Below are 26,338 nucleotides of genomic sequence, written 5' to 3'. Positions count from 1 at the left end.
TCAAACCTTTTGATACGTAACCGAAAGACGGTTTTCTTGCAGAACACGTCCATAGGGCGGTTCGGACCAGTTCTTTTGGGTCATCCGGACCACGGACTCCGGTTATAAGGCATCCCCGTTTTGGTTCAAGATTATCGGCTGATCCTTCCCGAGGTTATCATTGCGCTCGTACAGCCCCGGCCGAAGAGGGGAGAGGGCATTGGCGAGGCATTCGCAACAATTTCCTTTGCATCAGGGTCCCCTACTTTTTATTTGGCGTATGTGCTTGTATAACAATTGTTTGTTTCGGGTTGCCTTATTTGTAAATTGAATAATTTCTCGCTCCCTATATCGGTTGGCCAATCGCCAGGCCGATTGCTTCCACCTTAACGCACCTCGACCGAAGTTGGGTCGGTTCTCGCCACTATGCCATGTGCCCGGGCTTCGAAGTCCTATTCGTATTTTTCCTTTTTTATTTCGGAAGTGAAGTTGTTGATATTGATGTCGATAGGGATGATCATTGCAATAGCAATTTCAGGTATCCGTCTAGCTTTTTGAATAGCGGCAGGTTCTTTTTTTGTTGGATTCGGTACATGACATAGTGGTCATCAGGGACAAAATATAGGTGAAATACCTCATAATGTAAGATTTATACCTACAAATAAGGCCCTTTGACAACATAATTGGAAGCATAGGTAACATTTAATTGCCTAGACCCCGTGAAAAGGGGAATTTTATACATGTAAAACGGTAAACATGGCAGTTGCAACACGTTGCGTTCGGCCCGGGCATCCGTTTTGTCCCAAAGCTATTAACCAAATCTACAGTAAAAATTGAAAGCTGACGACCTACTTAAACGAGTTAGTGATTTAGAAGTCCTTTTGAACGATTTCTCCCAAGGGCAATTGCGTATCGACCAGGCGGAGAACCTAAAACAAGTATTTCTTTTCTTCAAAAAGACGCTGGTGCATAGTATTTCCTCAACGGGTATGTACCATTCGGGACCCACGGGTGCCAAGGAAAAGACCTCGTTCGATCCGCTGCGATCGCCCTGCGCTGAAAACAAAACGGAAGACCACATTGATATACGTACCTACGATGCCATTGTCAACCATTTCAAGACCTACGATACCGTCCTCAAATCTTTAAATATCGAACCTCCCATGAAAACAGAAATATACAGTTCGTTCATCTATAACAACAACGGCAAATCCGTCCTGGAGAAAAGAGAATCGGTCGACCTGATGCCACTTCTCGATGACTGCATGGGCGAAATGGAACTTTTGGAAGAGCTTCTCAAGCTCTATGAAAAAAACGCCATGGAGTTTATAGGCTTGGCCAAGATCCATCTTCAAAATGCCGACTACCAAAACCTAAAAATGGCTGCCCATAAAATCAAGGCAGGACTGGCCATGTTAAAGACAAACGACCTTTATTTGATCGTTTCCCAGATGGAGCACGTTTGCGAAACCAACAAAGACGATAAATACCTGCATTTTCTATACAATTGTTTTGTAGAAGAGCTACCCTTGGTCATAGAAAGTTTGCAAGAGGCCTTGAGCGACCTGAGAAAAAACAACAAGCATTAAAATAGGGTAATGGTGAGAAAAAAGCTATTGCTGGCAGAGGACGATGAGCTATTGGCCTCCTTGTTGAATTTTCGACTGAACAAGGGCGGGTATGAGGTAATTCATAGCAGCAACGGCAAGCAGGTAAAGGAATTTTTGGGGCAGACCATGCCCGATATTATTGTAAGCGACATCATGATGCCCTATTTCTCGGGCATCGAGCTTATCGGTTATGTACGCAACGAGCTTAAATCGGCCGTACCGATAATCATAATTTCTTCCGCCGGTAACGAAGAGAACGTTCTTAACGCCTTTGAACTGGGCGCCAACGATTTTATCTCAAAACCGGTAAGTCCCTCTGAACTATTGGTCAGGGTGGCCAGGGAGTTAAACAAAAACTAAGGTGCTAAAGACAAGATCGCTATTTTGGAATCACCATTTGATAACCGCACCCGAGATCGATACCGAATGGCTATGGGTATTGACCTTGGTCTTTATGGGGTTGTCGGCGGTATACCTGGTTTCGGTCTTTGTTTTTAGAAATCGAATTTCGTCCACTTCGGAAAAGACCAAAAAACTCAAGAAAGAGCTATCTCCCATGATAAGCGAATTTCTCTTTTATGAGGACGATGTCGCTAAGTCGGAGAAGTCGCACTATATCGACTTAAAGATCCAAGTGCGCGAACTGTTGAAGGACAGGTTTAACCGACAACTCCTTACGGAAGTACTTTTAGACTTAAAAAAGGACGTTTCAGGGGATACCCGAATGCGCCTGTTACAGTTGTACCAAGATCTTGGTCTTCACAACGACGCCTTTGCAAAACTGCATAGTTGGCGGTGGGAGGTGATAGCCAAGGGCATATCGCAACTGACCGAGATGCAGGTCGAATCGGCCTACAGTTTTATTTCAAAATTTATCAACGACCGCCGGTCTACAGTACGGAAACAGGCCGAAATAGCCATTGTAACCCTTAAACCCGAGGGAATCAATTATTTTTTAGACACGACACGTTATAAAATATCGGAGTGGCAACAGTTAAAATTATTGGATGTACTAAGAAACCGGGAGACTTTTGATCCGCCCAGGTTCAAGTTATGGCTTACATCGACCAATAGGCACGTGGTACTTTTTGCGCTTCGGCTTATCAAATACTACAATCAAAATGATGCGAATTCATCGTTGGTCGAATTGTTAAAACACAAGACGGCTCTAATAAGGTTGGAGGCCATTGAATGCATCAAGGAGTTTAATGTGGTTGAGGCCCTGCCCGTCTTAAAAAAGGTCTTTTACAAAAGCAATACCGATATCAAGATTGCCATTTTAGGCACTATCGGGGAGTTGGGGGGACAGGCGGATACCGGGTTCTTGCATGCCGTCGCCCAAAGGGAAGGCCATTTTTCGGTGAAGAGCAAGGCCTTGGCGGCCATCAACATGATCGCTCCCGAAACGGTTATGCCTACCGAAGGTATCGATCACTTCGAAGTGGAACCCGTGGAGCGGGAAATCTTGGATTCAACGTATAAAACGGACGAAAACATGGAAGAGGGGGTCCGTCCCCAAGAGCCCTTGGCAGACCTTACGATTTCGGGAAAGGAAGACCAATCGGCCGTCGAGGCAGGCTTGGGGGCAAGCGACATGTCCACGGCACTTTCCGTCGTGACATCCGAAGCGGCCACGGGCCTTGGAAAGGGACTCGTCGGAGCGACGGCCTCGAGGGAAACCGGAAAAAAAGGTCAGTGCGGGACGGCACAAGAACACGTTCCCCCGTCCGTTTCCGGAGGCAAGGGTCTGCGGTCGGTTTCCCCTGGATTGGGACCTCCCGCGAATATAATTTTCTTGCCCCCTGTAACCCCATCCGATCCATCACCTTACCCATCGTTCGATAAAACAAATAGCATGAAAGACGCCACAAACCATGGTCCAGACATTCTCAATCTTGAGGTATGCTATGAAGAAATACGGGCAATGCCCGGAAGACCGGATAGGACCGATCAACCACAAATCCATAGCGATGATATCGACTTTTTACCACCGACAGCAGGTAATGAAGAGGAGGGAAAAACGGAAAACGACCTTGTCGCACAAGGTTTTTCGAACGCTGTTGACGACCCTGGTTTTGTGCCCGGGCCCGTGGACATGTCCGATGGGATTGAGGGCTACGGCCTGTCCGATTTTGAGGTCGAATTCGTGAAGGCCGAAGATAGGGGACCTATCGAGGACATTGGTTTTGAATTGGAAGAAGCACCTTATTCCGTCGAGGACGAGGGGGATCAAGACGATGTATTGACCTGGCTATTGCTTCAAAACGAATTGAACGAAATCGAAGTCGAATACGAAGAGGTCACCACAGACCTTCCCCTTGATGACCAATGGGGGCACCTGATACCGGAACCCGTCTATTACGACCATCATGAGACCTATATGATGGGGCTATTGGACGATTTGGAGGAAATGGGCGACCATAGGGAAATCCCGTTATTGGAAGAGCTATTGGCGGCCGAGAAGAAAAATTTTATAAAAGATAGAATCGTACGTATGATAAAGTTATTCAGTAGACAGCACGATGGTCACACGACCACAAAAAAGAACTATGTAGAAGAGTTGAACCTTCCTTTTTTCAGTGTCTTCGCCGATTTGTTCAAGAACATTGACCGCGAAGCCAAACTTATATTGCTCGATGAGGTGGTGGCCGTGGGCGATGAAAAGGAAATTAAATTCCTTGACGGCCTTCTCGAACATCCCGATACCGAAATCAGGGACAAGGCCCACCAGGTGTTGAAATTGTTGGTGGATAAGATGGCCCGTGAAAAACAATCCGAAAAGGATAAAAAAAAAGAAAGTGAGGCTAGGGAGACCAAAGCCCTCTTTGATCGCCAGATGGCCGAGGAAAACCCTGAGGTCGACTATACCGAGGACGAATTCCATCAACTTCTCGACGAAATGGAGATCGAACCCTCGGCGGATCCCGAAGTTTTTGAAATCGATTTTGAACCTGAGGAAGCGCTTGATCGGTGCCATTCCAAAGAAATATTGGATATGCCCGTAGTTGCTACCGAAGTATCACACAACGGGGCCTCTTTTCTATTTCAACTGTACAGATTGCAAAGGAATTTTATGTGCAAGTTGAATGGATAGTACCCTGTTCCATATTATCCTCGAATATATAAACACCGTTTTTCTTGTGTTTACGGTGGTATTGTTCGCCCTCTTCACCTTTATGGGGTACCTATCTACCCGAAATTCGATCCATTATCGTAAAAAAAACAGTTTTGGCGACCTGTCGAAAATAATGGCGTCTCCCTTATCGCCCAGTATTACCATTATCGCCCCGGCGTATAACGAAGCCCTTACCATTGTTGAGAACATCAGGTCTTTGCTGTCGTTGCGTTATGTAAACTATGAGGTCATGGTGGTCAACGACGGTAGCAAAGACGATACCCTGCAAAAGTTGATCGATGCGTATGAGCTCGAAAAAATCGATTTTGAGGTCGACCCCCATGGGAAGTACAAACCTATAAGGGGCGTATATAAATCGCGACAGCGGGCCTTTGCGAGACTGACGGTGGTCGACAAGGAAAACGGCGGCAAATCCGATGCCCTTAACACCGGAATGGCCTTGTCGAACAGTCGCTATGTCGGCTGTATCGATGTCGATTGCCTCCTGTTGCCCGATGCACTGTTGCACGTGGTCAAGTCCTTTTACCAACGTTCGGCAAAAAGGGTAATCGCCGTGGGAGGCGTGATCAGAATAGCCAATTCATGTGTCATAGAGGGCGGGCAGTTGGAAGAGATACGACTGCCGAAAAACTGGTTGGCCCGTTTTCAATTGCTCGAGTATACCCGGTCCTTTATTTTAGGGCGTATGGCCTGGGGACGCATAGACAGCCTTTTGATCATCTCAGGGGCATTCGGCTTCTTCGACCGGGAAATTGCCATGGCGGTTGGTGGCTACGATACCGATACCGTGGGCGAAGACATGGAAATTGTCTTTAAAATGAGACGTTATATGCACGATCGTCGCGAGCCCTATACCATAGAATATATTCCCGATCCCCTATGTTGGACCGAGGTGCCCGAGGATTTTCGGATACTGGTCAATCAACGGGATCGGTGGGCCAGGGGCAATTTAGAGACCTTGTTTAAGCATAAGGACATGTTCTTTAACTCCAAATATGGGCGGCTGGGCCTTTTGAGTTACCCCTATTGGTTCTTTTATGAGTGGTTGGCCCCCTTGCTCGAGTTTTTCGGTTTTTTCACCATTTTGGTGTTTTTGTACCTGGGTATTTTGAATTGGGGCTTTTTCATTGCCATAACCGCCATGGTCTACGTGTTTTCAGTGATGTTCTCGTTCTATGCCATTCTTTGGGACGTATACAGCTACAACGAGTATCGCAAAACCAAGGACATCTTGATCTTAATGGGCTGTGCCCTTATCGAACCCTTGGCATTTCACCCGATCGTGGTATGGTCGGCGGTCAGGGGCAATTACAAAAAACTGTTCAGAATTAAGTCCGGTTGGGGCTCACAGGTCAGAAAAGGATTTGCAAAAGCCGCTTAAATGTAAGATGAATACCAGTACACGCGACAGATATGGCCTTAAGCATTATACCCGGTTGATCCTTTCCTTCTTCGGAGGGCTGCTCGTGCTTACCATCTATCAGTATACCACCCTATATTTCAAAGGGGTCGTCGACCTTATCTTCGGGACTAGTTTTTTTATAGCGGTGGTACACCAGATCGGCTATGCCTCATTGGTCGGCTTGACCTTGGTCTTTCCCTTCAATTTTCTTGAAAACCTGAGGCCTGGGTACGGCTTCGGCCCCATTGCCGTTATTTTGGCCCTGCTCTTGCTTGTCGAAGCCATGCTCATCAGCTATTTCTGTACCGCCTTGGTACCCCTGGGTTCCGATCTATTGGGCTATAGTCTTGCCGATATAACGACCACCATAGGCAATTCGGGAGGGGTGTCTTTTACCGGGGCTATCGGTTTTTTCACAATCATCGCGGTTTATTTCGGTCTCTATAGGTTGAGCTCCAAATACTACCACCACATCAGCAAAATGTACCCTTTTACCATCATCCTGGTCAGTATGTTCGTTATGGCCATGTTCATCGCGGGCAAGCCCATAGACCAGAACAAGACCCAGTATCTGGTGCTGAATATTTACGACTCCTCGACCGAAGACACCTCCTACGATTCGAGTGTGGAGTTTCCTTTGATCAAAACCCAAAAGACCAAAAACGTCCTTGGTCCGTATTTTGACCTTAAGGATGAAAAACCGAATCTCGTTTTTATAATGGTCGAAGGTTTGGGAAGGGATTTTGTGGGCGAGGGCGCCGAATTTGGGGGCTTTACCCCATTTTTAGACGATCTGACGACCAAATCGCTTTATTGGGAGAATTGCCTTAGTAATACGGGAAGGACCTTTGGCGTGCTCCCTTCCTTGATCGGCTCACTGCCCTTTGGCAAAAGCGGTTTTATGGAACTGGAGCAATACCCCAACAAGCTAACCCTTTTCGGCATATTAAAGAACAACGGTTACCATACTTCCTACTATCAGGGGACCAATAGTGCATTTGATAATGTCGATCGCTTCCTGAACAGCGAAAACGTCGACTTTGTCCTCGATAAATCGGGCTTTGGCTCCCAATATACGATGCAGGCCGAAGATGCCGCCGGTTCGTCATGGGGTTACCCAGACAAGGAATTGTTTAAAAAAAGCATGAGCTTGCCCCGAAATTCCGAACAGCCCAGAATGGAGGTATATATGACCATAAGCACGCACGAACCTTTTGTTCCGCCCCGCCCCGAGGTATATGAAAGCCAAGTGGGGCAGATACTGGCCAATGGGGGCTACGAGGGAAAGACCCGAAAAATAATCGAAAAAAACGCCAACGTTTTTGCCTCCCTATTGTACACCGATGAAGCCCTGCGCTACGTGTTCGAAGCCTATAAGGAACAGCCCGGTTACGATAATACCATTTTCATTGTCACAGGCGACCACAGGCTTATTCCCATACCCCAACGAAACAATTTAAGCCGCTTTCATGTGCCCTTGATCATCTACAGCCCGATGCTCAAGTCTCCTAGAAAGATGGGCGCCATTAACTCCCATTTCGATGTAGCCCCGAGTATTACGGCTTTGCTCCAAGGAAAATATGCCATAAAAATGCCCAAAAAAGTGGCGTGGATGGGCAATTCCCTCGATATGAACATCGGGTTTAGGGGGGTAAAGGACATTCCCCTCATGCGCAATAAGAACGAATTGAAGGAATTCATAAGCGGGGAAAAACTATATACGGAAGGCAAGGTGTACACCATTGACGAAAACATGGACCTTGGTGGAAGTTTCGGTGGTTCCGACCTTGAGGCAAGGCTAAAGGCGTTTAAATCGCTGAATGCCTATGTTACCGCGAACGATAAGATCATACCCGATAGCCTGGCCCTTTTCAGCGTACCGAAAGAACAATTTACCGATAGTGAGATCGTGTGGATCAACAGCGTCTATAACGGGGAAAACTTTGATAAGGTCTATTTGAAGGCACGGGCCTTGGCCTTTAAAAAGGAGTACGACAAGGCCCTGTTGCTATGCCGTTACATACTTTCCGAATCGCCAAGTCATATCGATACCAAGGTCCTTATGGGAAGGGTGAGTGTGTGGAACGGGGATTATGGGGCCTCTATACGGATTTTGAAGGAATGTATAAAGATGAACCCCAATTACATTGATTCCTATTCCGCCCTTTTTGATGTGTATTACTGGTCGGATAGGACAACAGAGGCCTTAGAGCTTATAAAATTGGTCGAGGCGAACAGTTCCAGTGTCCATGAAATAACCGATAAGATTGACCGGGCCAAAAGACAGGCAAGAAAAAAAGGCATTGCCTTTGCCAAAAATACGGACGCCAAGTTGGCGGCAAGCGAAAACTAATGTATACCAAAAAAATATATACCGTGCTTCTCATTTGGTTTTTTGCCTATGCCGGCAAGGGCCAAGACAGTGCCCTTGGCGAAACGGCCGACCCTGGCTTTCAACAGGCCTACGATCTTGCCTTTGAAGGCAGGCACGCTTCGGCAAGGCAACTACTGGAGGGCATTGTTAAAGAAGATCCCGAAAATATAAAGGCGAGGAACCTTTTGGCGAGTACCTATAGCTGGCAGGGCCAATATCGTTTGGCAAGGCAACAGTTTAATGTGGTTACCTCCAGAAGTAGGGAAAATGCGGATATATGGGAAGCGGCCATCAAAAACGAGCTATACGCCAAGAACAACGCCACCGCCTTGGGGCTGGCCAACAAGGCCCTTTTCTACCTAAAAAGGGATACGGTCGCGATTCTTAGGTTGAGGGACATTGCCCGACAGCGGCTTGAACAAAAGGCATATACCACCGAAGAAGGAGATGGTCGAGGAGGGGACCTGTCAATGGGGGACCAAGGGGCGGATGCGGCCAATGCCGAGGAAGAAAGGCGCCCTGAAATGGTGGCCGAGGCCGAGAAGGAGCCCAGGAACAGGCTCGATTTTGGCAATGCGGTAACGGTATTTGACCAGCGCTACGACCCCATGGTCTACTCCAGTGTTTCCCTAAAGCACCAAACCAAGGTCGGAAGCCTTATCCCGAGGATCAATTATAGCAACCGCTTGGGAAAAAACGGGCTGCAATACGACCTGGATCTTTATCCCAAATTTTCAAAACGGTTTTACGCCTATTTAAACTACGGGTATTCAAATTCGAGTATCTATCCCAAGCACAAGCTAGGAGGGGACCTTTATGTGAACCTTCCCGGAGCGTTTGAGTTCTCGGCTGGGGGAAGGCATATTCTGTACGACACCAATGACGTTACGGTAATTACCAATTCCCTAGGTCATTATAGGGGCAACTATTATTTTTCATTGCGTTCGTACATTACCCCGCAACCCGATAAGTTGACCCGGTTTTCGGGCAATCTTTTGGTGCGGAAATACCTTAAGGATGCCGAGAACTATTTTGGCATTAACGCGGGCATGGGCTATTCGCCCGAATTGCGACAAATTATTTCAGGGGAAGAGCTACTGGCGGAAACCTTGCTCTATGTCGAATCGCAGCGTTTGAGTCTCGAATATCAGTTTACGGGAAAAAACGACCGAAATTCCTATCGGGCCAATATCGGGGCAACACGGCAGGAGTTGGCCTATGCGCCCGGCGAATTTTTCTATGGTATTTCCGGGGGCATTACCTATCAGGTAAAATTCTAGGTCCGTCCGTCCCTTTTCCGACCTTCGGGCGATTTCTTTTGACCGCCAAAGGGCCTGCGACCGCTTATTTGGAAACCTTGGGGGCGTCGAGCGGGCCAAAGGCCCATTGGTCGGCATACATCCCATATACCAGTCCCAATTCGTTATCGTACACGTATTTTTCGTCCTTGCCCGGATCAAAGTTGACATGGTATACGTAAACCTTTACCCCTTGGTCTTTAAGCTGTTGCATCAGCTTGGTGTTACGGGCAATGATCCTGCGCGATACGGCCGCGTATTCTACCTGGTTAAGGGCCAGATAATCTAGCCTGTCGCCCTTCAACGCCAGCAAGGGTTCTTGCGAGATCATGGCCTTTATGCCCTGTTTGGAGGCTTGTTCGATGGCCATGGGACTAAAAAGTTCCATGATCAATCGTTGTTTGTCGACAAAGGCACTGGCAAAGGCCATCGGGTCGTTTATCTTATCGGTTACCAAAACGGCATCGGGGTGGGCCTTGAACCACGAATTGATGCCCTCCATATCCAATGTGTGGTATGCCCCATAAATCTTGTGTTTGACAAATTCCTCATGGGTAGGGGGCAGGGAACCCTTATAGTCGGTAAAACGGGACCACATGTTCCAATCGTGGGCGGCGACGAACTTACCATCCGAGGTTTTGATGATATCGAGCTCAAAAAACCGAAAGCCCTTACGGTAGTTCAAATCGAGGGCCTCTTTTGAGTTTGTCGATTTTACACCTTCGATTTCCCCTGCGGCATGGGCGATATACCGATCGTTACCCGGTTCGAACTCGTATTTTATTTTGGGAAAGTAGATGTTGGCATCCGATAGTCTATTGGGAGGTTCAAGGTGAAGCCTGACCTGCAGGTCGTCGACCTGTTCGTAAACGTGGCCTTGAAAATTGTGCATCGCATAGGCCTGTCGGCCTTTTATGTTCACCAATTTGGGGTAGCCGAGCGCCTTTAGTTCGCTCGAGTGGCTTATGATGGCATTGGCGGCCGAATCGTGCGCCAAAATGGCAAATACCGCTTTTTTTTCGGTCAGTTGTCTTAAGATGGCAATGAATTCTTGGCAGGCTTCGGCACTGGCATAGGTATCGAAGGTCTTGAACTCGTATTTTTCCCCTGAGTTGAAATGAACAAGGGTCAATCCCCTTTCTACATGCTCCGTATGTCCCGCAACTACGAATCCACTTCTTTTCTTCGCGTTAAAGCCAAAGCTGTTCAATTCTATGTCATGGGAGGGATGGTGATCGTTCTGGACGTCCTGTAGGGCGAACAGATCCGACCAAAGGACGAAGGCGAGCAACAGGGCCAAACCCAGTGTCTTTCTTTTTTTGTTTGTCAATGGGCTATGTATCATGGCATATCGGGTTTTGGCCCTGGCTATGTACAACCACTCCGGGCCTATAACAAAACGGTTAATGAAGGCCCTTATTGTTAGCGATTTGGCGCACTTGTTCCTATAGGTCTTGTATGGTGCCATCGGCCTGGCCCCTAAGGTGCGGCCCTGGTGTACCAAGTCGATACCGGCAGCAGGGGAGGATTGGACGGCAAGGTTGGTCAAGGATATCGGACACGTATCGACTTTTGGGGCGAACCGACAAACCAACTATATACAATTTCCGCGTTTTACAACAAAAAATGCCGTCTTCACCACATTTTGTTGTTCGGTCGAAGGTATATTGATAGTTTTACTATATAAATAATGCGACCCAAATCGCGTTACGGTAAAAAGTCAAACTTAACCTATATCCTATGCTTTACGATACCTACGGAGAAGAATACCTTTCTTTCTTGCAAGAGTTGAACGAAATTTTAAGTGTAAACGAATTGGTGGAATTGGATTATATGTAATCCGCCACCAAGTCCTGATTCTTAATCTTTAAAACCTACACCTATGGCAAATCAAAATCCAGACAATACCGCTTACATGAGCTTTATTGAGAGCCTCAACGAAATCTTAAAGAGCCAAGAAATAAACAAACTAAATTATTCTTAATGTTTTAGTTGTTGATCTAGTTAGTTATATCAAAAAAGGCTTCCATGTTCGTGGAAGCCTTTTTTTGCTTGTATCGATTGTTCTATCCCAAATAGGTCTTTAACAATTTACTTCTTGAGTTATGGCGAAGCTTGCGAATGGCCTTTTCCCGAATTTGCCTTACCCGTTCGCGCGTAAGGTCAAAGGTCTGGCCGATTTCGGCCAAGGTCATCGACTGTTGGTCGCCAATACCGTAGTATAATTTAACCACGTCCGCCTCACGTGGGGACAAGGTTTCGAGGGCGCGGTTGATCTCCGTGTTCAAAGACTGTTGCATAAGGGTCTTATCGGGTCTTGGCGATTCGCCCGACCTCAAGACATCGTACAGATTGGAGTCTTCGCCTTCCCTTAAGGGGGCGTCCATGGAAACGTGCCTTCCCGAATTTTTGATGGATTGTTTCACCTCGCTTACGGTCATTTCAAGTTCCTTGGCTATTTCTTCTGCCGAGGGTGGGCGTTCATGGGCCTGTTCCAAGTAAGAAAAGGTCTTTTTGATCTTGTTGATCGAACCTATTTTGTTCAAGGGAAGTCTTACGACCCGCGATTGTTCGGCCAAGGCCTGTAAGATCGATTGGCGTATCCACCATACGGCGTAGGAGATAAACTTAAAACCACGGGTCTCATCAAAGCGTTTGGCGGCCTTGACCAAGCCCAAATTGCCTTCGTTGATCAAATCGGGAAGTTTTAGACCTTGGTTCTGGTATTGTTTTGCAACGGAGACCACAAATCTTAGATTGGCGGTAGTCAACCTTTCAAGGGCGACTTGGTCTCCAGCTCGGATCCTTTGGGCCAGTTCGACTTCTTCCGCCGCATTGATCAGGTCTATTTTGCTGATATCTTGCAGGTATTTGTCCAATGATTTCGATTCGCGATTGGTTACCTGCTTGATAATCTTAAGTTGCCTCATATATATTGCTTATGTTTATAATTGCTACAAGTTCTCATTATACATTTTTATTACGTCTTTTCCAAAGACTTGTCAGTATACTTATACATAATTTATGAGAAGTTTAAGATTTACTTTCCGAAAACACCTGAAATTTCAGGCTTTCCCATATTTTTACGCGGTAATGGAGAATTTATGAGCAAAAGGGCCCTAAAAAAATATATTGCCGAATTGCCGAAAGAGGCTTTGGAAGAACAGATGATCGACCTTTATGAGCGCTTTCCCATGGTGAAGGAGTATTACGACTTTATTTTCAACCCCAAGGAAGACAAGCTTGTACAGAATGCAAAGGCAAAAATCGGCAATGAGTACTTTCCCGTCAAACGCCGACGGGCGAGGGCCAGAAGGTCGGTCGCGCAAAAGTACATCAAGCACTTTATCAAGCTCGGGGTGGCCCCCGACCTGGTAATCGACGTTATGCTATACAATTTGGAAATAGCACAACTGTTTGCCAGGGAGCGAAACGTACCCGATTCTTTTTACAAAAGTATGCTGAACTCCTTCAACGAGGCGGTTCGCTTTATTTCGGTACACGGTTTATTGCCCGATTTTAAGGAACGTATCGTGAAAATTTATACCGAGACCCAAGAACAAGATTGGCCTTATACCGAAGGTTTTTCCAGGGCACTCGATATTATCGATTGAGTCTTTTCCATTTAGTAGCCCTTTTTAATAGGGGAAGGGTACGGTATACGCATATGTAAAAATCTGGTTTCAAGGCGGTTGAAGGCAATAACCGGGTGGGAAACCCGAGGGCCGTTGCCCCGGTCAAAAGGCCTGGGGGCAGGGACTTTTCTAAGTGGTTGATTAGTCGGATGTTCTGCGATTTTAACGCTTTTCCGGGAGATAAATTTCATCCTGGTACAATTTTCCTTTAGTTTTGCAAATTGAGGTTTTGTACAAATCTTGAAAAATCACTAAGTACACAAATCTAAAATACCACCACCTACTTGGAAGTGCGAACAGACAAATCCGACAAAAAACTTTACGACTATCAGATCAAGGATCTGCATAAGATTTTCGAGTATCTCGAAAGCGATACCGAAAGCGGCAATCTTTTGTATCAGTTGCCGACGGGTGGGGGTAAAACGGTGGTCTTTTCAGAAATTGCGCGCCGCTATATCGAAAAAACCGGTAAGAAGGTGGTCGTACTGACCCACCGAATCGAATTGAGTGTCCAAACCTCAAAGATGCTCAAGGGGTTCGGGGTACGCAACAAAATTATCAACAGTGAGGTCAAGGAGCTTACCGACCAAGACGAGTTCATGTGTTTCGTCGCCATGGTCGAAACGCTGAACAACCGCCTGCAGGAAGAAAAGGTGGAAATCAACAATATCGGCCTGGTCATCATCGACGAGGCCCACTACAACTCCTTCCGCAAGCTCTTCAAGTACTTTAGCAAGTCGACCATTCTCGGGGTTACCGCAACTCCCTTGAGTTCGAACATTAAATTGCCCATGAAGGACAACTACCAAAAGTTGATCGTGGGCGAATCGATCTCTTCGCTGATCAAGAAGAAGTTTTTGGCCAAGGCCAACGTTTATAACTACGATGTCAGCCTTCAAGGGCTGAAGTTGGGGATTAACGGCGATTACACCGTAAAGTCATCCGACGAGCTCTATGGCAACCACAGCATGTTGGGCAAGTTGCTCTCTGCATACAAGGAAATCGCCGAAGGTACCAAAACCTTGATTTTCAACAACGGGATCAATACCTCGCTGTACGTTTACGAAACCTTTAAAAAGGCAGGTTACAACGTTCGCCATCTCGATAACAAAAACACCGCTTCCGAACGCAAGGAGATCTTGGAATGGTTTTCGAATACGCCCGATGCCATTTTGACTTCGGTGAGTATTTTGACCACGGGCTTCGACGAGCCTTCGGTAGAGACCATAATATTGAACCGGGCCACGCGATCGCTGACCCTCTATTTTCAAATGATCGGACGTGGTAGCCGTATCTTGCCCAACAAAGAGGAGTTTACCGTAGTCGATCTGGGCAACAACGTCGCCCGTTTCGGAATGTGGGACGCGCCCATCGATTGGCAGGAGATTTTCCACTTTCCCGATTTCTACTTGGAAAACATCAAGAACGACGAGGAAATTGAACGCGAGTTCGTATACGAAATGCCCCCCGAACTGCGAAAGAAGTTCAGTAAATCGTCCGATATCGAGTATAATATTAAGGAAGAATACAAAAAGGTTTTCGCCCAAGGCCTAAAATCGAAGGTCGTACTGGAACGGAGTATCGAACAACACGCCAAAATATGTGTCGAAAATGCCGAGGATGTTTTCGATGCCCGGATGTTGGCCAAGGAACTGAAGGACGAAATAGCCTATCGCGTCAGGCAATACTCTTATTGTATTATGAACAATACCAAAAATTACAAGGAATGGCTGGAGGAAGACTACGAGCGCAAACTTCGTTCGAGTATCTCCCGGCGGTTCGCCGAAAAGATGTAGGTCAGGCCCGTTTGTGATAGAGGGCCGAACGTCGGTAGTCATCCACTTGATATTTAGTTTCATGCGAGAAAGTTGCCTTTTGATCATTGGTTACACTTGGCCCGAACCGGAATCGACGGCCGCCGGAAACCGTATGCACCAGCTTCTCCTTTTCTTTCTCTCGCTCGATTATAAGATTGTTTTTGCCAGCACCGCCAAGGCTTCCGAACGCTCCCTTGCCCTGGCCGACATGGGTATCGAAACCAAGGCGATACTTTTGAACGATCCGGGTTTCGACCGTTACGTTGCCCGCCTGCAACCCGAAGTGGTGCTGTTCGACCGTTTTTTGACCGAAGAGCAATTTGGTTGGCGGGTGGCCGAATTCGCTCCGGGCGCATTGCGTATACTGGATACCGAAGACCTACATTCGTTACGGGCCATACGGGAAAGGAACCACAAAAAGGGAATTGACTTTTCCCTATCGGAGTGGCTGAAAAGCGATGTGGCCAAGCGGGAACTCGCGAGCATTTATCGCAGCGACCTGTCGTTGATCATATCCAGTTATGAAATGGAATTATTGTCCGTCCTGAACATCGATGACCGTTTGTTGCTGCACCTGCCCTTTATGGTCGAGACCCTCACGGACGCCGACACCGAACAATGGCCTTCGTACTCCGACAGAAGCGGCTTTGTTTGTATCGGCAATGGAAAACACCAGCCCAACATCGATGCGCTACGGTGGTTGAAATCCCAAATTTGGCCCAGGATCAAAAAAGGCCTTCCCGAGGCCAAACTGAATGTTTACGGTGCCTATCTACCCCAGTCGATCATGCAGATGCACCATGCCAGGGAAGGTTTTTTGGTCAAGGGATGGGTCGAGGATGCCGATTCCGTTATGAAAATGGCCCGATTGAACTTGGCACCCTTGCGCTTCGGTGCGGGAATCAAGGGCAAACTGCTTTTGGGCATGACATGCGGAACGCCCAGTGTCACCACTTCGATAGGAGCGGAAGGCATGTGCGGCACCCTGGCGTGGAACGGTAAAATCGAAGACGACGCCGAAGGCTTTGCCCGGGCGGCCATCCATTTGTACGAAAATGAATGCGAATGGAAAAAGGCCCAAGAAAAAGGCGTTGCCCTGGTCAACGGCCTTTATGGCAAAGAAAGACATGAGGCCCTTTTTAAGGACAGGATCCAGGCCTTGTCAGAGGGACTCGAAGAACACAGGCTTCGCAATTTGACCGGCTCCTTGCTGCAGCACCACACCCTGAATGCGACCAAGTACATGGCCAAGTGGATCGAGGAAAAGAAGGCTTCGGGGAAGTAGGCGGACCTTATCAGGGCCTGTTTCCAAACGGTTCAGAACCGAACTAAGCGGATTGTCCTGCGACTATCTCAAATCGGGTAATTGATTTTTAAGTACAATTTTGAAGGTAGTGCCTTTGCCTACCTCGCTATCGGCACGGATATCGCCTCCTACCGATTCGATCTGGGTTTTGGTCATGTAAAGGCCGACACCCTTGGCTTCGGGGTGATTGTGGAATACCTTGTTCAAGCGAAACAGGTTGTGGCCATATTTCTGTAGGTCCATACCCAGGCCGTTATCGGAGAACAACAAGGTGACGGTTCCGTTGGATAGTTTCGAGGAAATGGTAATTACGGGACTGCGTTCGGGATCTCGGTATTTTAAGGAGTTGTTGATAAGGTTTTGGAAGAGGCTTTCTAAATAGAGCCTTACATAAATTACGTGGTCGACTTCCGAAAAATCGCAGTGGAGCGATGCCCCGGTATGCTCAATTTCGGCCATAAGAATTTCCTTGGTCTTGGCCAATACCTTGTTCAGGCTTAATTTTTCAAGTAACATCGACTGGTTCGTCTGCACCTTCAATGAATCGACCAAGGTATCGAGGGTTAGGGTCAGATGCCCCGTTACCCGTTCCAATTTTTCGAAGAGAAGTGATTTTTCCGCTTCGGTGCTTGCTGTTTTGTACAGCTTTAAAAGGGCGTTCAAATTATTGACGGGCGCCCTAAGGTTATGGGTGGTTATATATGAAAAATCTTCAAGTTGATGGTTTTGCGACCTTAACTCCTTGGTAAGTCGTTCAAGATTTTCCTTTGCCTGTAAAATTAGGCTTTCGGCCAATTTTTCTTGGGTAATGTCCCTCGCTACCCAAGAAACCAATAGTCCGCTTTCAGTTTGGACAGGGCCCAAGGTGATATGTACGGGAATTTCTTCTCCTTGCTTGTTGCGCATATATAGACTTTCCTTTAGGTCGACTTTCTGTACCGTCGGATTTGAAAAAAAAGCATCTTGCAACATATCGCCAACAGGGTAGAATCTTTTTGGAAACAGTTTTCTTATCGATTGGCCCAGGAGTTCCTTTGACGTATAACCGAACAGATGCTGGGCCTGTTTGTTGGCCATTACGATACTTCGGTCGTAATTGATGATGAATGTCGGATTGGGAGCGGAATCCAAGAGGTTCCTGAATTTCAATTCCTCGGCTCGTTGCCGGGTGATATCCTGGCACACGCCCAAAATTTCGGATACCCCCTCCTTATGGTCGATCTGTACTTCATTTGGTACAAACAGGGTTTTGACGCGGCCATCGTTCAGCACTATGCGAAACATAAATTCCTTAAAAGCCTTGTTTTTTTTGATGAGGCCGAATTCAGACCTTACCTGTTCCCTGTCCTCGGGATGGATACGTTGTAACATTTCGTCCAAAGTTATACCGTCACCATTCCCTTTGATACCAAAAATATTCTCCAAGTTTTGCGACATGGTAACAACGGGGCTGTCACTTTTGGTATGCCAGTGTCCCATGGAGGCCTTTTCTTCCGCAAGGTTTAAAAGGTAGTTGTTTTTAAGGATGTGGCTTTCGTAATCCTTCTGTTCGGTAACGTCTTGAAAAATACCGAGAATTTCCTCGATTTCATTATTGCCGTCGAGATATACCTCCCCACTGGTCCTAAGTATTTTTATATGACCGTTATTTAGGACGATGCGGAATTCAAAACGGTCAAGTCGTTTTTTTGAGAGGGCATGGGAAGTATACTGCCTTACCGCCGTGGCATCTTCGGGATGTACAAACTTCAGTAGGTGTTTGATCCGAACGTCTTCCCTGTCAAAGTCCTGGCCGAACAAGCGCAACAGGTTTTTGGATGCCAAAAGTGTTTTTGTGCCGGTTTTCCAGTACCAGTGCCCCATGGAGGCCTTTTCTTCCGCAAGGTTGAGAAGGTGGTTTTTTTTAATAAGCCTGGCTTGGAACTCCTGTTGGTCGGTTACGTCCTGTGAAATACCGAGGATATTGGTAATGTTGCCATCGGCATCGGTATTTACCTTCCCGATTACCTTAATGTAGCGCATACTCCCATTTAGAATCAGGCGATGTATAAAACTTTGATATCTTTTATGCATTACACTTTTCTCCAACGACCGGCGCACGGTTTCCACGTCTTCCGAAGGTATGTGCTTCAATATGGTGCTGAGGGGTACGGGGGATTCCTTTTCCGTTTTTAGCAGACGTGACATGTTTTCGGAACAACGTACCATATTGGTTCTGTGGTCCCATTGCCAATGGGCCAGCCCCGCCTTTACTTGCGCAACGTTCAATAATTGGTTTTTACGGTGCAAGTTTTCCTCGAGGGCCTTTAGCCGGGTCAAGTCTTGGGTTAGTCCCGAAACCTTTAAGCACTTCTCCTTAACGATATAAGCCGATGCCGCCACCATAACCCAAATGAGCTGTCCATCGGGTCTTTTCAATTGTATTTCGGTATTGAAGGGTTCGCCATTTTCGATTAGGTTGGCCATAAGGTGGTCCGTGCTGTCCTTTTCTGTGTCCGATACAAAGTAGGGGGGGGCTTCGCCTTTGGCCAAGCGGCTTCCCTGGGGTAGCCCAAGGATACTGCAGCTAATATCGTCAAGGGTGAATATTTGGGAGCTTACATCAAATTCCCAATGGCCGATTTTCGCCTGGGCATATAAGTCACCATACGGGGTATGATTTTCGTTGTTATTGCTTTTCACTATAGGTAATGTTGATATAAAGGGAAGGATATGGGCTACGCCGATAATCTCCTGACAAATTTTATACATCGTGGCCGATACCCTTACTAAGGTAAACTAAATATATCTAATACAGGAACTTAAGTCTTATTTCTCGCCCAACGTAACGCCTTTCGGCAATGATTTCGGAGTTGACACCCATTTTATGGGTATTTGGGAACCACGTAAAGGAGCCTGTCCCGTATTTTGGGTGGGTATGGTATTTACTATCTCTGGTAATTGTACTATTTTGCACTTTCATTAAAAGTAGACTCAATGATGGAACGACCCGATTGGAAAACAGCTATTCAATTTGAAGACATAACCTATAAAAAATGTAATGGGGTGGCACGTATCGCATTCAATAGACCGAACGTACGCAATGCGTTTCGCCCCAAAACGACCAGCGAGCTTTACAAGGCTTTTTACGATGCCCAGGAAGATACTTCCATTGGCGTGGTATTGTTATCGGCAGAAGGGCCATCGACCAAGGACGGGGTCTACTCCTTTTGCAGTGGTGGCGACCAAAAGGCGAGGGGGGAGCAAGGATATGTCGGTGAGGACGGCATGCATCGATTAAATATTTTGGAGGTTCAGCGCCAGATCCGTTTTATGCCCAAGGTGGTTATTGCCGTGGTGCCCGGGTGGGCCGTAGGCGGAGGCCATAGCCTGCATGTGGTCTGCGATTTGACCTTGGCGAGCAAGGAGCACGCCATATTCAAACAAACCGATGCCGATGTTACCAGTTTTGACGCGGGGTACGGCTCGGCCTACTTGGCCAAAATGGTCGGTCAGAAAAAGGCCCGAGAGATTTTTTTTCTAGGCCGTAACTATTCGGCCCAAGAGGCTTTTGAAATGGGAATGGTGAACGCCGTGGTACCCCACGACGAGCTCGAGGATACGGCCTACCAATGGGCCCAGGAAATTTTACAAAAATCGCCCACCTCTATAAAAATGCTAAAATTTGCGATGAACCTTACCGATGATGGTATGGTGGGCCAGCAGGTATTTGCCGGTGAGGCCACCCGATTGGCCTATGGGACCGAAGAGGCCAAGGAAGGACGTAACGCCTTCCTCGAAAAGCGAAAACCCAATTTTGGGAAGAACAAATGGATACCTTAAAAGGGGTTTAATACCTGTTGGTACACAGTGTATACAAAAAAGGGCCTTCAATTGTTGAAGGCCCTTTTTGACAACATACTTTACGAAAATGAAAATTCACTCTATTTGAATTACAGGTCAAACTTAGGCACAGTGTTGCCCAAACAAAAAAAATTGTTGCAAGATATAGGGGAGTTGTTGTAAAAATGGCAAGAAAAACCAAATTGCCCCCTTATGTAATTGCGAGTGAGGGCAGGCTTGGCTTATGGAATCGCCTTTAAAATATTCCTTAAAAATTCGTTGATGTTGAAATCCGGTTCCTCGGCCAGTCCGGTGCGTACGATCACCAATTCCTTTGAGGGAATAATAAACACCCGTTGCCCTTGGTAGCCGTTGGCCGAGTACATGTCTCGCGGTGCATCGGGAAACTTGCCATGGGCATTGAGCCAGAAATGACCTCCATAGGTGCCATCGGAATGTGCCGTAGGTTTTGTAACATAATCGACCCACTTTTTGTCAAAAAGACGCTCACCGTTCCATTCTCCCTCGTTTAGGTAGAGGATACCGAATTTGGCCCAGTCCCTCGTGCTGGCCCATCCGTACGAAGAGCCCACATAGTTTCCGGCCTGATCGGTCTCGATGAGCATTGAATGCATTCCTATTTTGTCGATCAGTGCGGCGTAGGGAAAATTCAGGTAGGCCTGATGGCTGTCGAAGCGACTTCTTAGAATACCCGACAGCAGGTTGGTGGTTCCCGAAGAATAGTTCCATATTTCCGTGGGCGGGGCAATGGCTTTCTTTTCGGCCTGTCCCTTGGTCATGTCCGAATCGAGAAACAACATCTTGGTCACATCCGAGATTGAGGTATAATCTTCTTCCCAGGCCAGTCCGCTCTGCATTCGCAAGAGGTGGTTCAGGGTAATATTTTTTCTATCGTCCCTTTGCCATTCCGCTATGGGGGCCGGATCGTTCAGGTCTATTTTTCCTTGGTATTCGAGGATACCGTACAGGGTGGCCAATACACTTTTGGTCATGCTCCATCCCAAGATAGGCGTATCTTTGGTAAAGCCATTGGCATAGCGTTCGGCAACGATATGGTCTTTATAGACGACAAGGACCGATCTCGTTCTTTGGATGTCGGGCGATTCGAAGGCTTTGTCAAGGGCCGATTCCAGCATCCGGTAATCGATGTTTTCAAATAAGGTGTCCTTGCCTGGGGCATCCCCGTAGGGAAACGGTAAATCGGATTGGGTAAATGTTCTTTTTGGCCGGGGGATTACGGTGTTGGGGTCGTAATCGTCATTGGTTAAAATACAACCCAAGCCATCGAAACAGACCGATTTGCGCTCCATGAGTCCGAAAACGGTGGCCGCCGCACTGGAACCATCGGTTTCAACATCCGCAAGTTTGATCAAAGGTACATCGTTGTCGTGTTGCTTTACCGATTCGGCGTTTCTACCTGTTAAAAATACAGTGGAAGCCATATTCTTTGCGGCATAACCTGAAATGATGTTTAGCTTGGGGTATTGGGTATAAATGACGATGGCCAGAAGAACCAAAAGGGCCAATACGATTCTCTTTGCTATTTTCATAAAATGTGTAGGTAGTTGATTTGTAAATTTATGGACAAAAATAATCGAAATATAATGAAGCCCTATCATGGCATGCGTATTCATTTGAACGACGGAAACAACGACTTTAAGGAAGCTTTCTTTTATCCGATGCACGGTTGTACCCGGCTTATAGTCCAAGACTTTGATGGGGACGGCGATGTGGATATTGCCCTTCTGTCAACATTTCCCGATTACGAAAGTCACCCGAATGAAACCTTTGTTTACCTAGAAAACAACGGTATTCGAGATTTTGATTTCACGGGATATGCCTTGCCCGATCCAAACGCCGGCAGATGGTTTTTAATGGTTTCGGGAGATATGGATTCCGATGGCGATGAAGATATAATAATAAGCTCATTGACATATGCTTACAGTCCTGTTCCCGAAGATTTGCAGGAAAAGTGGGATGCAGAAAGTTTAGATCTATTGCTTTTGGAGAACCTTACGAAATAGTTTATGGCACTAAAACAGGCTTTGTTTTTACAGCTCTTTTTCCTTCTTTCCGCTTGTGGCTCGGCCGAACAGGAGTATATTTGGAAGGAAAAGGAAGTAACCGTATCGGCCTATAACTCCACCCCTGCGCAAACCGATCGTCGACCTGATATCGGTGCCTGGGGCGATACCCTGAAACCTGGTGCCAAGGTGGTCGCGGTTTCGAGGGATTTGATCGAGCTTGGCCTTGACTACGACACCCAGGTAAAAATCAAGGGCTTGGATGGTATTTATAGGGTCAGGGACAAGACGCACGGTCGCTGGCGCAATACAATCGATGTCTATATGGGACTGGATGTCGCCAGGGCCAAGGAGTGGGGGCGAAAAAGGGTGAAAATTAAATACAGGATAAAGAAAGACACTATACCAAACACGAATTAACCTATGAAAGTTTACTTATGGACCCTAGTTCTGGGTATGGCCCTTAGTTCTTGCGGCTCTTCCAAACCTATTATCGACAGACCGATCGTTTTCGACGAGACCCGGATACAGTTGACTTCCGAATACATGAAGGAACGCTACGGTATTGAACGGGACGAACCGGTTATCGACCCCAAGATGATCGTGCTCCATTGGACGGCCATCCCGACCCTTGAAGGCTCCTTTGAAGCCTTTGAGCGACCAACGTTACCCAATTATCGGCCCGACATCAAAGGGGTGAGTGGCCTGAATGTATCGACCCATTTCCTGATAGACCAAGACGGGACCATTTACAGGTTGATGCCCGAAACTATGATGGGACGCCATGTCATCGGGCTGAACCATACCGCCCTGGGCGTTGAGAACGTTGGCGGTACTGAAGACACGCCCTTGACCGAGGCCCAGTTGAAGGCCAATATTTGGTTGGTCGAATACCTGGCCAAAAAATACGATATCGAATACCTTATCGGCCATTACGAGTATACCAACTTTGAAGGACACCCCCTTTGGTTGGAAAAGGATGATGGCTACAGAACCCAAAAAACCGATCCCGGCACCGATTTTATGAAAAAAGTAAGGGAAGCGACCAGGCACCTTAACTTCAAACCGGTACCAAAAGCCAAAAACCGATGATTCCAATGCATATGAAATTTTTACTGCCCCTATTCTTATTATTTTCACTAGCTCAGGCCCAAACTTCCGATTTGACCTCCTCGCTCTACGAGACCTACGACAAATACAAAGAGGCGACACTTGACAAAAGGCGTATCAAACACAGCCAATTGCAGCCCCTTATCGATGCCTATCGAAAACATCCCGACTTTAGGGTCAACAAGGTCGGGGAGTCCATAGAAGGCCGGGAACTGTCCTTGGTCAGTATCGGAAAGGGCGATATCTCGGTTTTTCTTTGGTCGCAGATGCACGGTGACGAGCCTACCGCAACACAGGCCATTTTTGATATCCTCAATTTTTTGAAAAGTGACGATTTCAAGAACGAAAAGCGGGCCATTCTTGAAAACTGTACGCTGCACTTCCTCCCGATGCTCAACCCCGATGGGGCGGAAGTGTTCCAGAGAAGAAACCGTTTGGGCATCGATGTCAACCGCGATGCACTGCGCCTGCAATCGCCCGAAGGGCAAACCCTGAAAAGGGTTCGCGATAGCCTGGAGGCCGACTTTGGTTTCAACCTGCACGACCAAAGCACCTACTACAATGCCGAACGTACCGAAAAACCGGCGACGATTTCCTATCTGGCACCCGCCTATAACTATGAAAAGGACATCAACGAAGTGCGGGCCAATGCCATGAAGGTCATTGTCTTTATGAACAATATTATACAGAAATACGCTCCGGGACAAGTGGGCAGGTACAACGATGATTTTGAGCCGAGGGCTTTTGGCGATAACATCCAAAAGTGGGGTACAAGCGCCATTTTGATAGAGTCGGGCGGTTATCCGGGCGATGTGGAGAAACAGGAAATAAGGAAGCTGAACTACGTTTCCATACTCTCTGCCCTCTATACCATTGCCCAAGGTTCCTATAAGGACATTCCACTGGAACGTTACAACGAAATCCCCGAAAACGACCGAAAGTTGTTCGACCTGAAGATTGTAAACGCTACCTTTCCGCTGTTGGGTAAGAACTACCAAATAGACCTGGGCATTAACCGCCTAGAGGTAAACAAAGAGGGCTATAACGATTTTTGGTACAGTAGCCGGGTATGGGACATCGGAGACCTTTCGACCTATTACGGTTATGAAACCCTCGATGCCACGGGGTACGTCATCAGGCCGGGCAAAGTTTATCCGACCCCGGTGAACAACATGGCCGGGCTCGAAGGGCTCGATACCTTTGCCCTGCTGCGGGCAGGGTATACCTATGTACGGATGCAGAACATTCCCAAGGAAAAGCTTTCGTCTCCCGTAGCCCTCCACATTGTGGGCAAAAACTACAAGATTCCCGACCTCGCTATGGAAGTAGGGGTAAACCCCACCTTTCTTCTCGAAAAGAACGGAAAGGTTGGGTATGCCGTGATCAACGGTTTTTTGATCAACCTATCGGAAGGTAAAACCGGCAACTTTAAAAATGCCATGATCTACCGCTAAGACCCGGTGTCGGCCTTTAGTACGAGAAACGAACGATCATGTCCGGCCCATGGACCAGCAACACATAGTAGCTATACAAGACAATTGCGGCAATAAGCCCGAATAGGCTTAGGGTAAGGGCCCGATACCACTTGGGCATGCCGTTCAGGGCGCTGTTTTCAATAATAGTGTTCCATACATCCATAACCTAGGGAGTTTAAGGTGATACAAGGTGCTTCTTTAGCGGTGTAGGACGTTTAGGGAAGATGGGGACCCTTGCCTTAAGAACAACTGACAACACACATTCCCTAATGGAAAATGAAGGTTTTCGATGAAGTGCAACAAAAAAGGGAGAACCATAAAGTCCTCCCTTTTCTCAGATTATTAACCAGGTACCAAACTCCTGATAGTGCAATTATAAGGTTTCTGCGTCTAAAAGCGCAAAAAATTTGTCTAAATTTGGAATAAGTACGATTCGAGTACGTCTATTTTTGGCCATATTCTCTTTTGAATCGTTCTCTACCAAGGGCATATAGCTACTTCTACCGGCAGCGATCATCTTGGTTGGATCTACATTGTATTTGTTCTGAAGGATGTCAACGACAGAGGTTGCCCGCTTTACACTAAGGTCCCAGTTGTTGCGGAACATTGGGGTGCTGATGCTTCTCGAATCGGTGTGGCCTTCGACCATTACCTCCATGCTGGGCTCCGAATTGATTACTTCGGCGAGTTTTGACAAGATCTTATCGGCCTTGCTGCTCACTTTGTAGCTACCACTGTTAAAAAGCAATTTGTCGGAAATATTGATCATGACCACGGTTTTATCGATGTTTACGTCAATATCGTCGTCTTCGTCGGAAATGGACTTTTTAAGGTTGTAGGAGATGGCGAGGTTCATCGAATCTTGCAAGGTTTTGGCCCCTGCCAATTTATCGGCATCCACCTTCGACAAGGTAGCCCTCATTTTTTCCTTGGTATTGTTGCTCATCACGGCAACATCGTCGACACTTGAATACTGGCTGTCGTTGATTTCCTTTAGGGAGCTTATCTTCTCATTGTATTCGGCAACCCTGGCTTCGATCTTTGCCATTTTACCCTCGAGTTCTTCTTTCTCTACCTGTGTTTTGGTCAGGGCACTTTGGGTTTCCGAGAGATTGGTTTCCAAAGCGGTGTATTTCTTTTTTGAAACACAGGAGGCCAAGAAGGCTATGGAAAGTGTACTTGCGATAATCGATTTCTTCATTGTATAGTTTTTAATGATTTAAAAGGTTCTGTCTCGGAATAAAATACGCAGCATCCGACGTTTCGGATGTCAGGAAGGCTTTAGGAGCAGCGGGTTTTTCTTGTTGCCAGGCCCTTTGTCGATTGCAA

Annotated in this window: 20 protein-coding genes; 14 read left to right on the top strand and 6 right to left on the bottom strand. The window is 47.0% G+C overall.

Annotated elements, in window-relative coordinates; translation table 11 throughout:
• Positions 1 to 812 precede the first annotated feature (812 nt).
• The 6 genes from BUB37_RS06075 to BUB37_RS06050 are packed head-to-tail and all read left to right on the top strand — an operon-like array spanning position 813 to position 9,781.
• On the top strand, positions 813 to 1,568 hold the full coding sequence (locus BUB37_RS06075; RefSeq protein ID WP_139278080.1) for an Hpt domain-containing protein: 756 nt from the start codon (positions 813 to 815) through the stop codon (positions 1,566 to 1,568).
• A 9-nt stretch (positions 1,569 to 1,577) separates the two neighbouring features.
• A complete protein-coding gene (locus BUB37_RS06070) occupies positions 1,578 to 1,949 on the top strand; it encodes a response regulator (protein ID WP_072990360.1) in 372 nt (123 codons plus the stop codon).
• Between the two features lies 1 nt (position 1,950).
• Positions 1,951 to 4,683 carry a HEAT repeat domain-containing protein gene (locus BUB37_RS06065; RefSeq protein WP_139278079.1) on the top strand — a complete coding sequence of 911 codons (2,733 nt, stop codon included), beginning with the start codon at positions 1,951 to 1,953 and terminating at the stop codon, positions 4,681 to 4,683.
• Positions 4,676 to 6,106 carry a glycosyltransferase family 2 protein gene (locus BUB37_RS06060; protein ID WP_072990354.1) on the top strand — a complete coding sequence of 477 codons (1,431 nt, stop codon included), beginning with the start codon at positions 4,676 to 4,678 and terminating at the stop codon, positions 6,104 to 6,106. Before BUB37_RS06065 ends, BUB37_RS06060 begins: the two co-directional genes overlap by 8 nt.
• 7 nt (positions 6,107 to 6,113) lie before the next feature.
• The gene (locus tag BUB37_RS06055; RefSeq protein ID WP_072990351.1) at positions 6,114 to 8,480 is read left to right on the top strand and encodes a sulfatase-like hydrolase/transferase; all 2,367 of its coding nucleotides are present in this window, start codon (positions 6,114 to 6,116) and stop codon (positions 8,478 to 8,480) included.
• Positions 8,480 to 9,781 carry a YaiO family outer membrane beta-barrel protein gene (locus BUB37_RS06050; protein WP_072990348.1) on the top strand — a complete coding sequence of 434 codons (1,302 nt, stop codon included), beginning with the start codon at positions 8,480 to 8,482 and terminating at the stop codon, positions 9,779 to 9,781. The genes BUB37_RS06055 and BUB37_RS06050 overlap by 1 nt, the downstream gene beginning before the upstream one ends.
• 64 nt (positions 9,782 to 9,845) lie before the next feature.
• Here the strand turns inward: BUB37_RS06050 and BUB37_RS06045 are convergent, their stop codons facing one another.
• Both BUB37_RS06045 and BUB37_RS06040 read right to left on the bottom strand, forming a co-directional pair.
• Entirely contained in the window at positions 9,846 to 11,144 is a 1,299-nt protein-coding gene (locus BUB37_RS06045) for a hypothetical protein (RefSeq protein WP_139278078.1), read from the bottom strand.
• 721 nt (positions 11,145 to 11,865) lie between these two features.
• The gene (locus BUB37_RS06040) at positions 11,866 to 12,729 is read right to left on the bottom strand and encodes a sigma-70 family RNA polymerase sigma factor (RefSeq protein WP_072990342.1); all 864 of its coding nucleotides are present in this window, start codon (positions 12,727 to 12,729) and stop codon (positions 11,866 to 11,868) included.
• A gap of 174 nt (positions 12,730 to 12,903) precedes the next feature.
• Between BUB37_RS06040 and BUB37_RS06035 the strand changes: the two genes are divergently transcribed.
• The 3 genes from BUB37_RS06035 (at position 12,904) to BUB37_RS06025 (ending at position 16,536) form a co-directional block, all read left to right on the top strand.
• Positions 12,904 to 13,413 (top strand): DUF6155 family protein, encoded by a 510-nt coding sequence (locus tag BUB37_RS06035; protein ID WP_072990340.1) that lies wholly within the window; start codon positions 12,904 to 12,906, stop codon positions 13,411 to 13,413.
• Between the two features lie 311 nt (positions 13,414 to 13,724).
• Positions 13,725 to 15,230, top strand: coding sequence for a DEAD/DEAH box helicase (locus BUB37_RS06030; protein WP_397459877.1), 1,506 nt, complete (start codon positions 13,725 to 13,727; stop codon positions 15,228 to 15,230).
• A gap of 61 nt (positions 15,231 to 15,291) precedes the next feature.
• The gene (locus tag BUB37_RS06025) at positions 15,292 to 16,536 is read left to right on the top strand and encodes a glycosyltransferase (RefSeq protein WP_072990334.1); all 1,245 of its coding nucleotides are present in this window, start codon (positions 15,292 to 15,294) and stop codon (positions 16,534 to 16,536) included.
• 63 nt (positions 16,537 to 16,599) lie between these two features.
• Here the strand turns inward: BUB37_RS06025 and BUB37_RS06020 are convergent, their stop codons facing one another.
• Positions 16,600 to 19,239, bottom strand: coding sequence for a PAS domain-containing sensor histidine kinase (locus tag BUB37_RS06020; RefSeq protein WP_170863124.1), 2,640 nt, complete (start codon positions 19,237 to 19,239; stop codon positions 16,600 to 16,602).
• A 297-nt stretch (positions 19,240 to 19,536) separates the two neighbouring features.
• Here BUB37_RS06020 and BUB37_RS06015 point away from each other — a divergent pair, with 297 nt between their 5' ends.
• On the top strand, positions 19,537 to 20,379 hold the full coding sequence (locus BUB37_RS06015; protein ID WP_072992568.1) for a 1,4-dihydroxy-2-naphthoyl-CoA synthase: 843 nt from the start codon (positions 19,537 to 19,539) through the stop codon (positions 20,377 to 20,379).
• A 242-nt stretch (positions 20,380 to 20,621) separates the two neighbouring features.
• On the opposite strand, the gene BUB37_RS06010 is transcribed toward BUB37_RS06015, so the two are convergent.
• Entirely contained in the window at positions 20,622 to 21,950 is a 1,329-nt protein-coding gene (locus tag BUB37_RS06010) for a serine hydrolase domain-containing protein (RefSeq protein ID WP_072990328.1), read from the bottom strand.
• 54 nt (positions 21,951 to 22,004) lie between these two features.
• On the opposite strand from BUB37_RS06010, the gene BUB37_RS06005 reads away from it, so the two are divergent.
• Genes BUB37_RS06005 through BUB37_RS05990 form a run of 4 tightly spaced genes read left to right on the top strand, consistent with a single transcriptional unit; the run spans position 22,005 to position 24,988 of the window.
• Positions 22,005 to 22,424 carry an FG-GAP repeat domain-containing protein gene (locus tag BUB37_RS06005; RefSeq protein WP_170863123.1) on the top strand — a complete coding sequence of 140 codons (420 nt, stop codon included), beginning with the start codon at positions 22,005 to 22,007 and terminating at the stop codon, positions 22,422 to 22,424.
• Between the two features lie 3 nt (positions 22,425 to 22,427).
• Positions 22,428 to 22,844 carry a 3D domain-containing protein gene (locus BUB37_RS06000; protein WP_072990323.1) on the top strand — a complete coding sequence of 139 codons (417 nt, stop codon included), beginning with the start codon at positions 22,428 to 22,430 and terminating at the stop codon, positions 22,842 to 22,844.
• Positions 22,845 to 22,847: 3 nt separating this feature from the next.
• Complete coding sequence (locus tag BUB37_RS05995; RefSeq protein WP_072990320.1) at positions 22,848 to 23,516, top strand: peptidoglycan recognition protein family protein; 669 nt, start codon at positions 22,848 to 22,850, stop codon at positions 23,514 to 23,516.
• Between the two features lie 11 nt (positions 23,517 to 23,527).
• Positions 23,528 to 24,988 (top strand): M14 family metallopeptidase, encoded by a 1,461-nt coding sequence (locus BUB37_RS05990; RefSeq protein WP_072992565.1) that lies wholly within the window; start codon positions 23,528 to 23,530, stop codon positions 24,986 to 24,988.
• 16 nt (positions 24,989 to 25,004) lie between these two features.
• On the opposite strand, the gene BUB37_RS21590 is transcribed toward BUB37_RS05990, so the two are convergent.
• The gene (locus BUB37_RS21590) at positions 25,005 to 25,172 is read right to left on the bottom strand and encodes a hypothetical protein (RefSeq protein ID WP_170863122.1); all 168 of its coding nucleotides are present in this window, start codon (positions 25,170 to 25,172) and stop codon (positions 25,005 to 25,007) included.
• Between the two features lie 210 nt (positions 25,173 to 25,382).
• The gene (locus BUB37_RS05985; RefSeq protein ID WP_072990316.1) at positions 25,383 to 26,210 is read right to left on the bottom strand and encodes an OmpA family protein; all 828 of its coding nucleotides are present in this window, start codon (positions 26,208 to 26,210) and stop codon (positions 25,383 to 25,385) included.
• Positions 26,211 to 26,338: the final 128 nt, after the last annotated feature.

The organism is Pseudozobellia thermophila (genome assembly GCF_900141855.1).
GTDB classification, from domain to species: Bacteria; Bacteroidota; Bacteroidia; order Flavobacteriales; family Flavobacteriaceae; genus Pseudozobellia; species Pseudozobellia thermophila.
The sequence above is the reverse complement of the archived record's forward strand: the minus strand, read 5'-3'. Positions and strand labels throughout refer to the sequence as shown.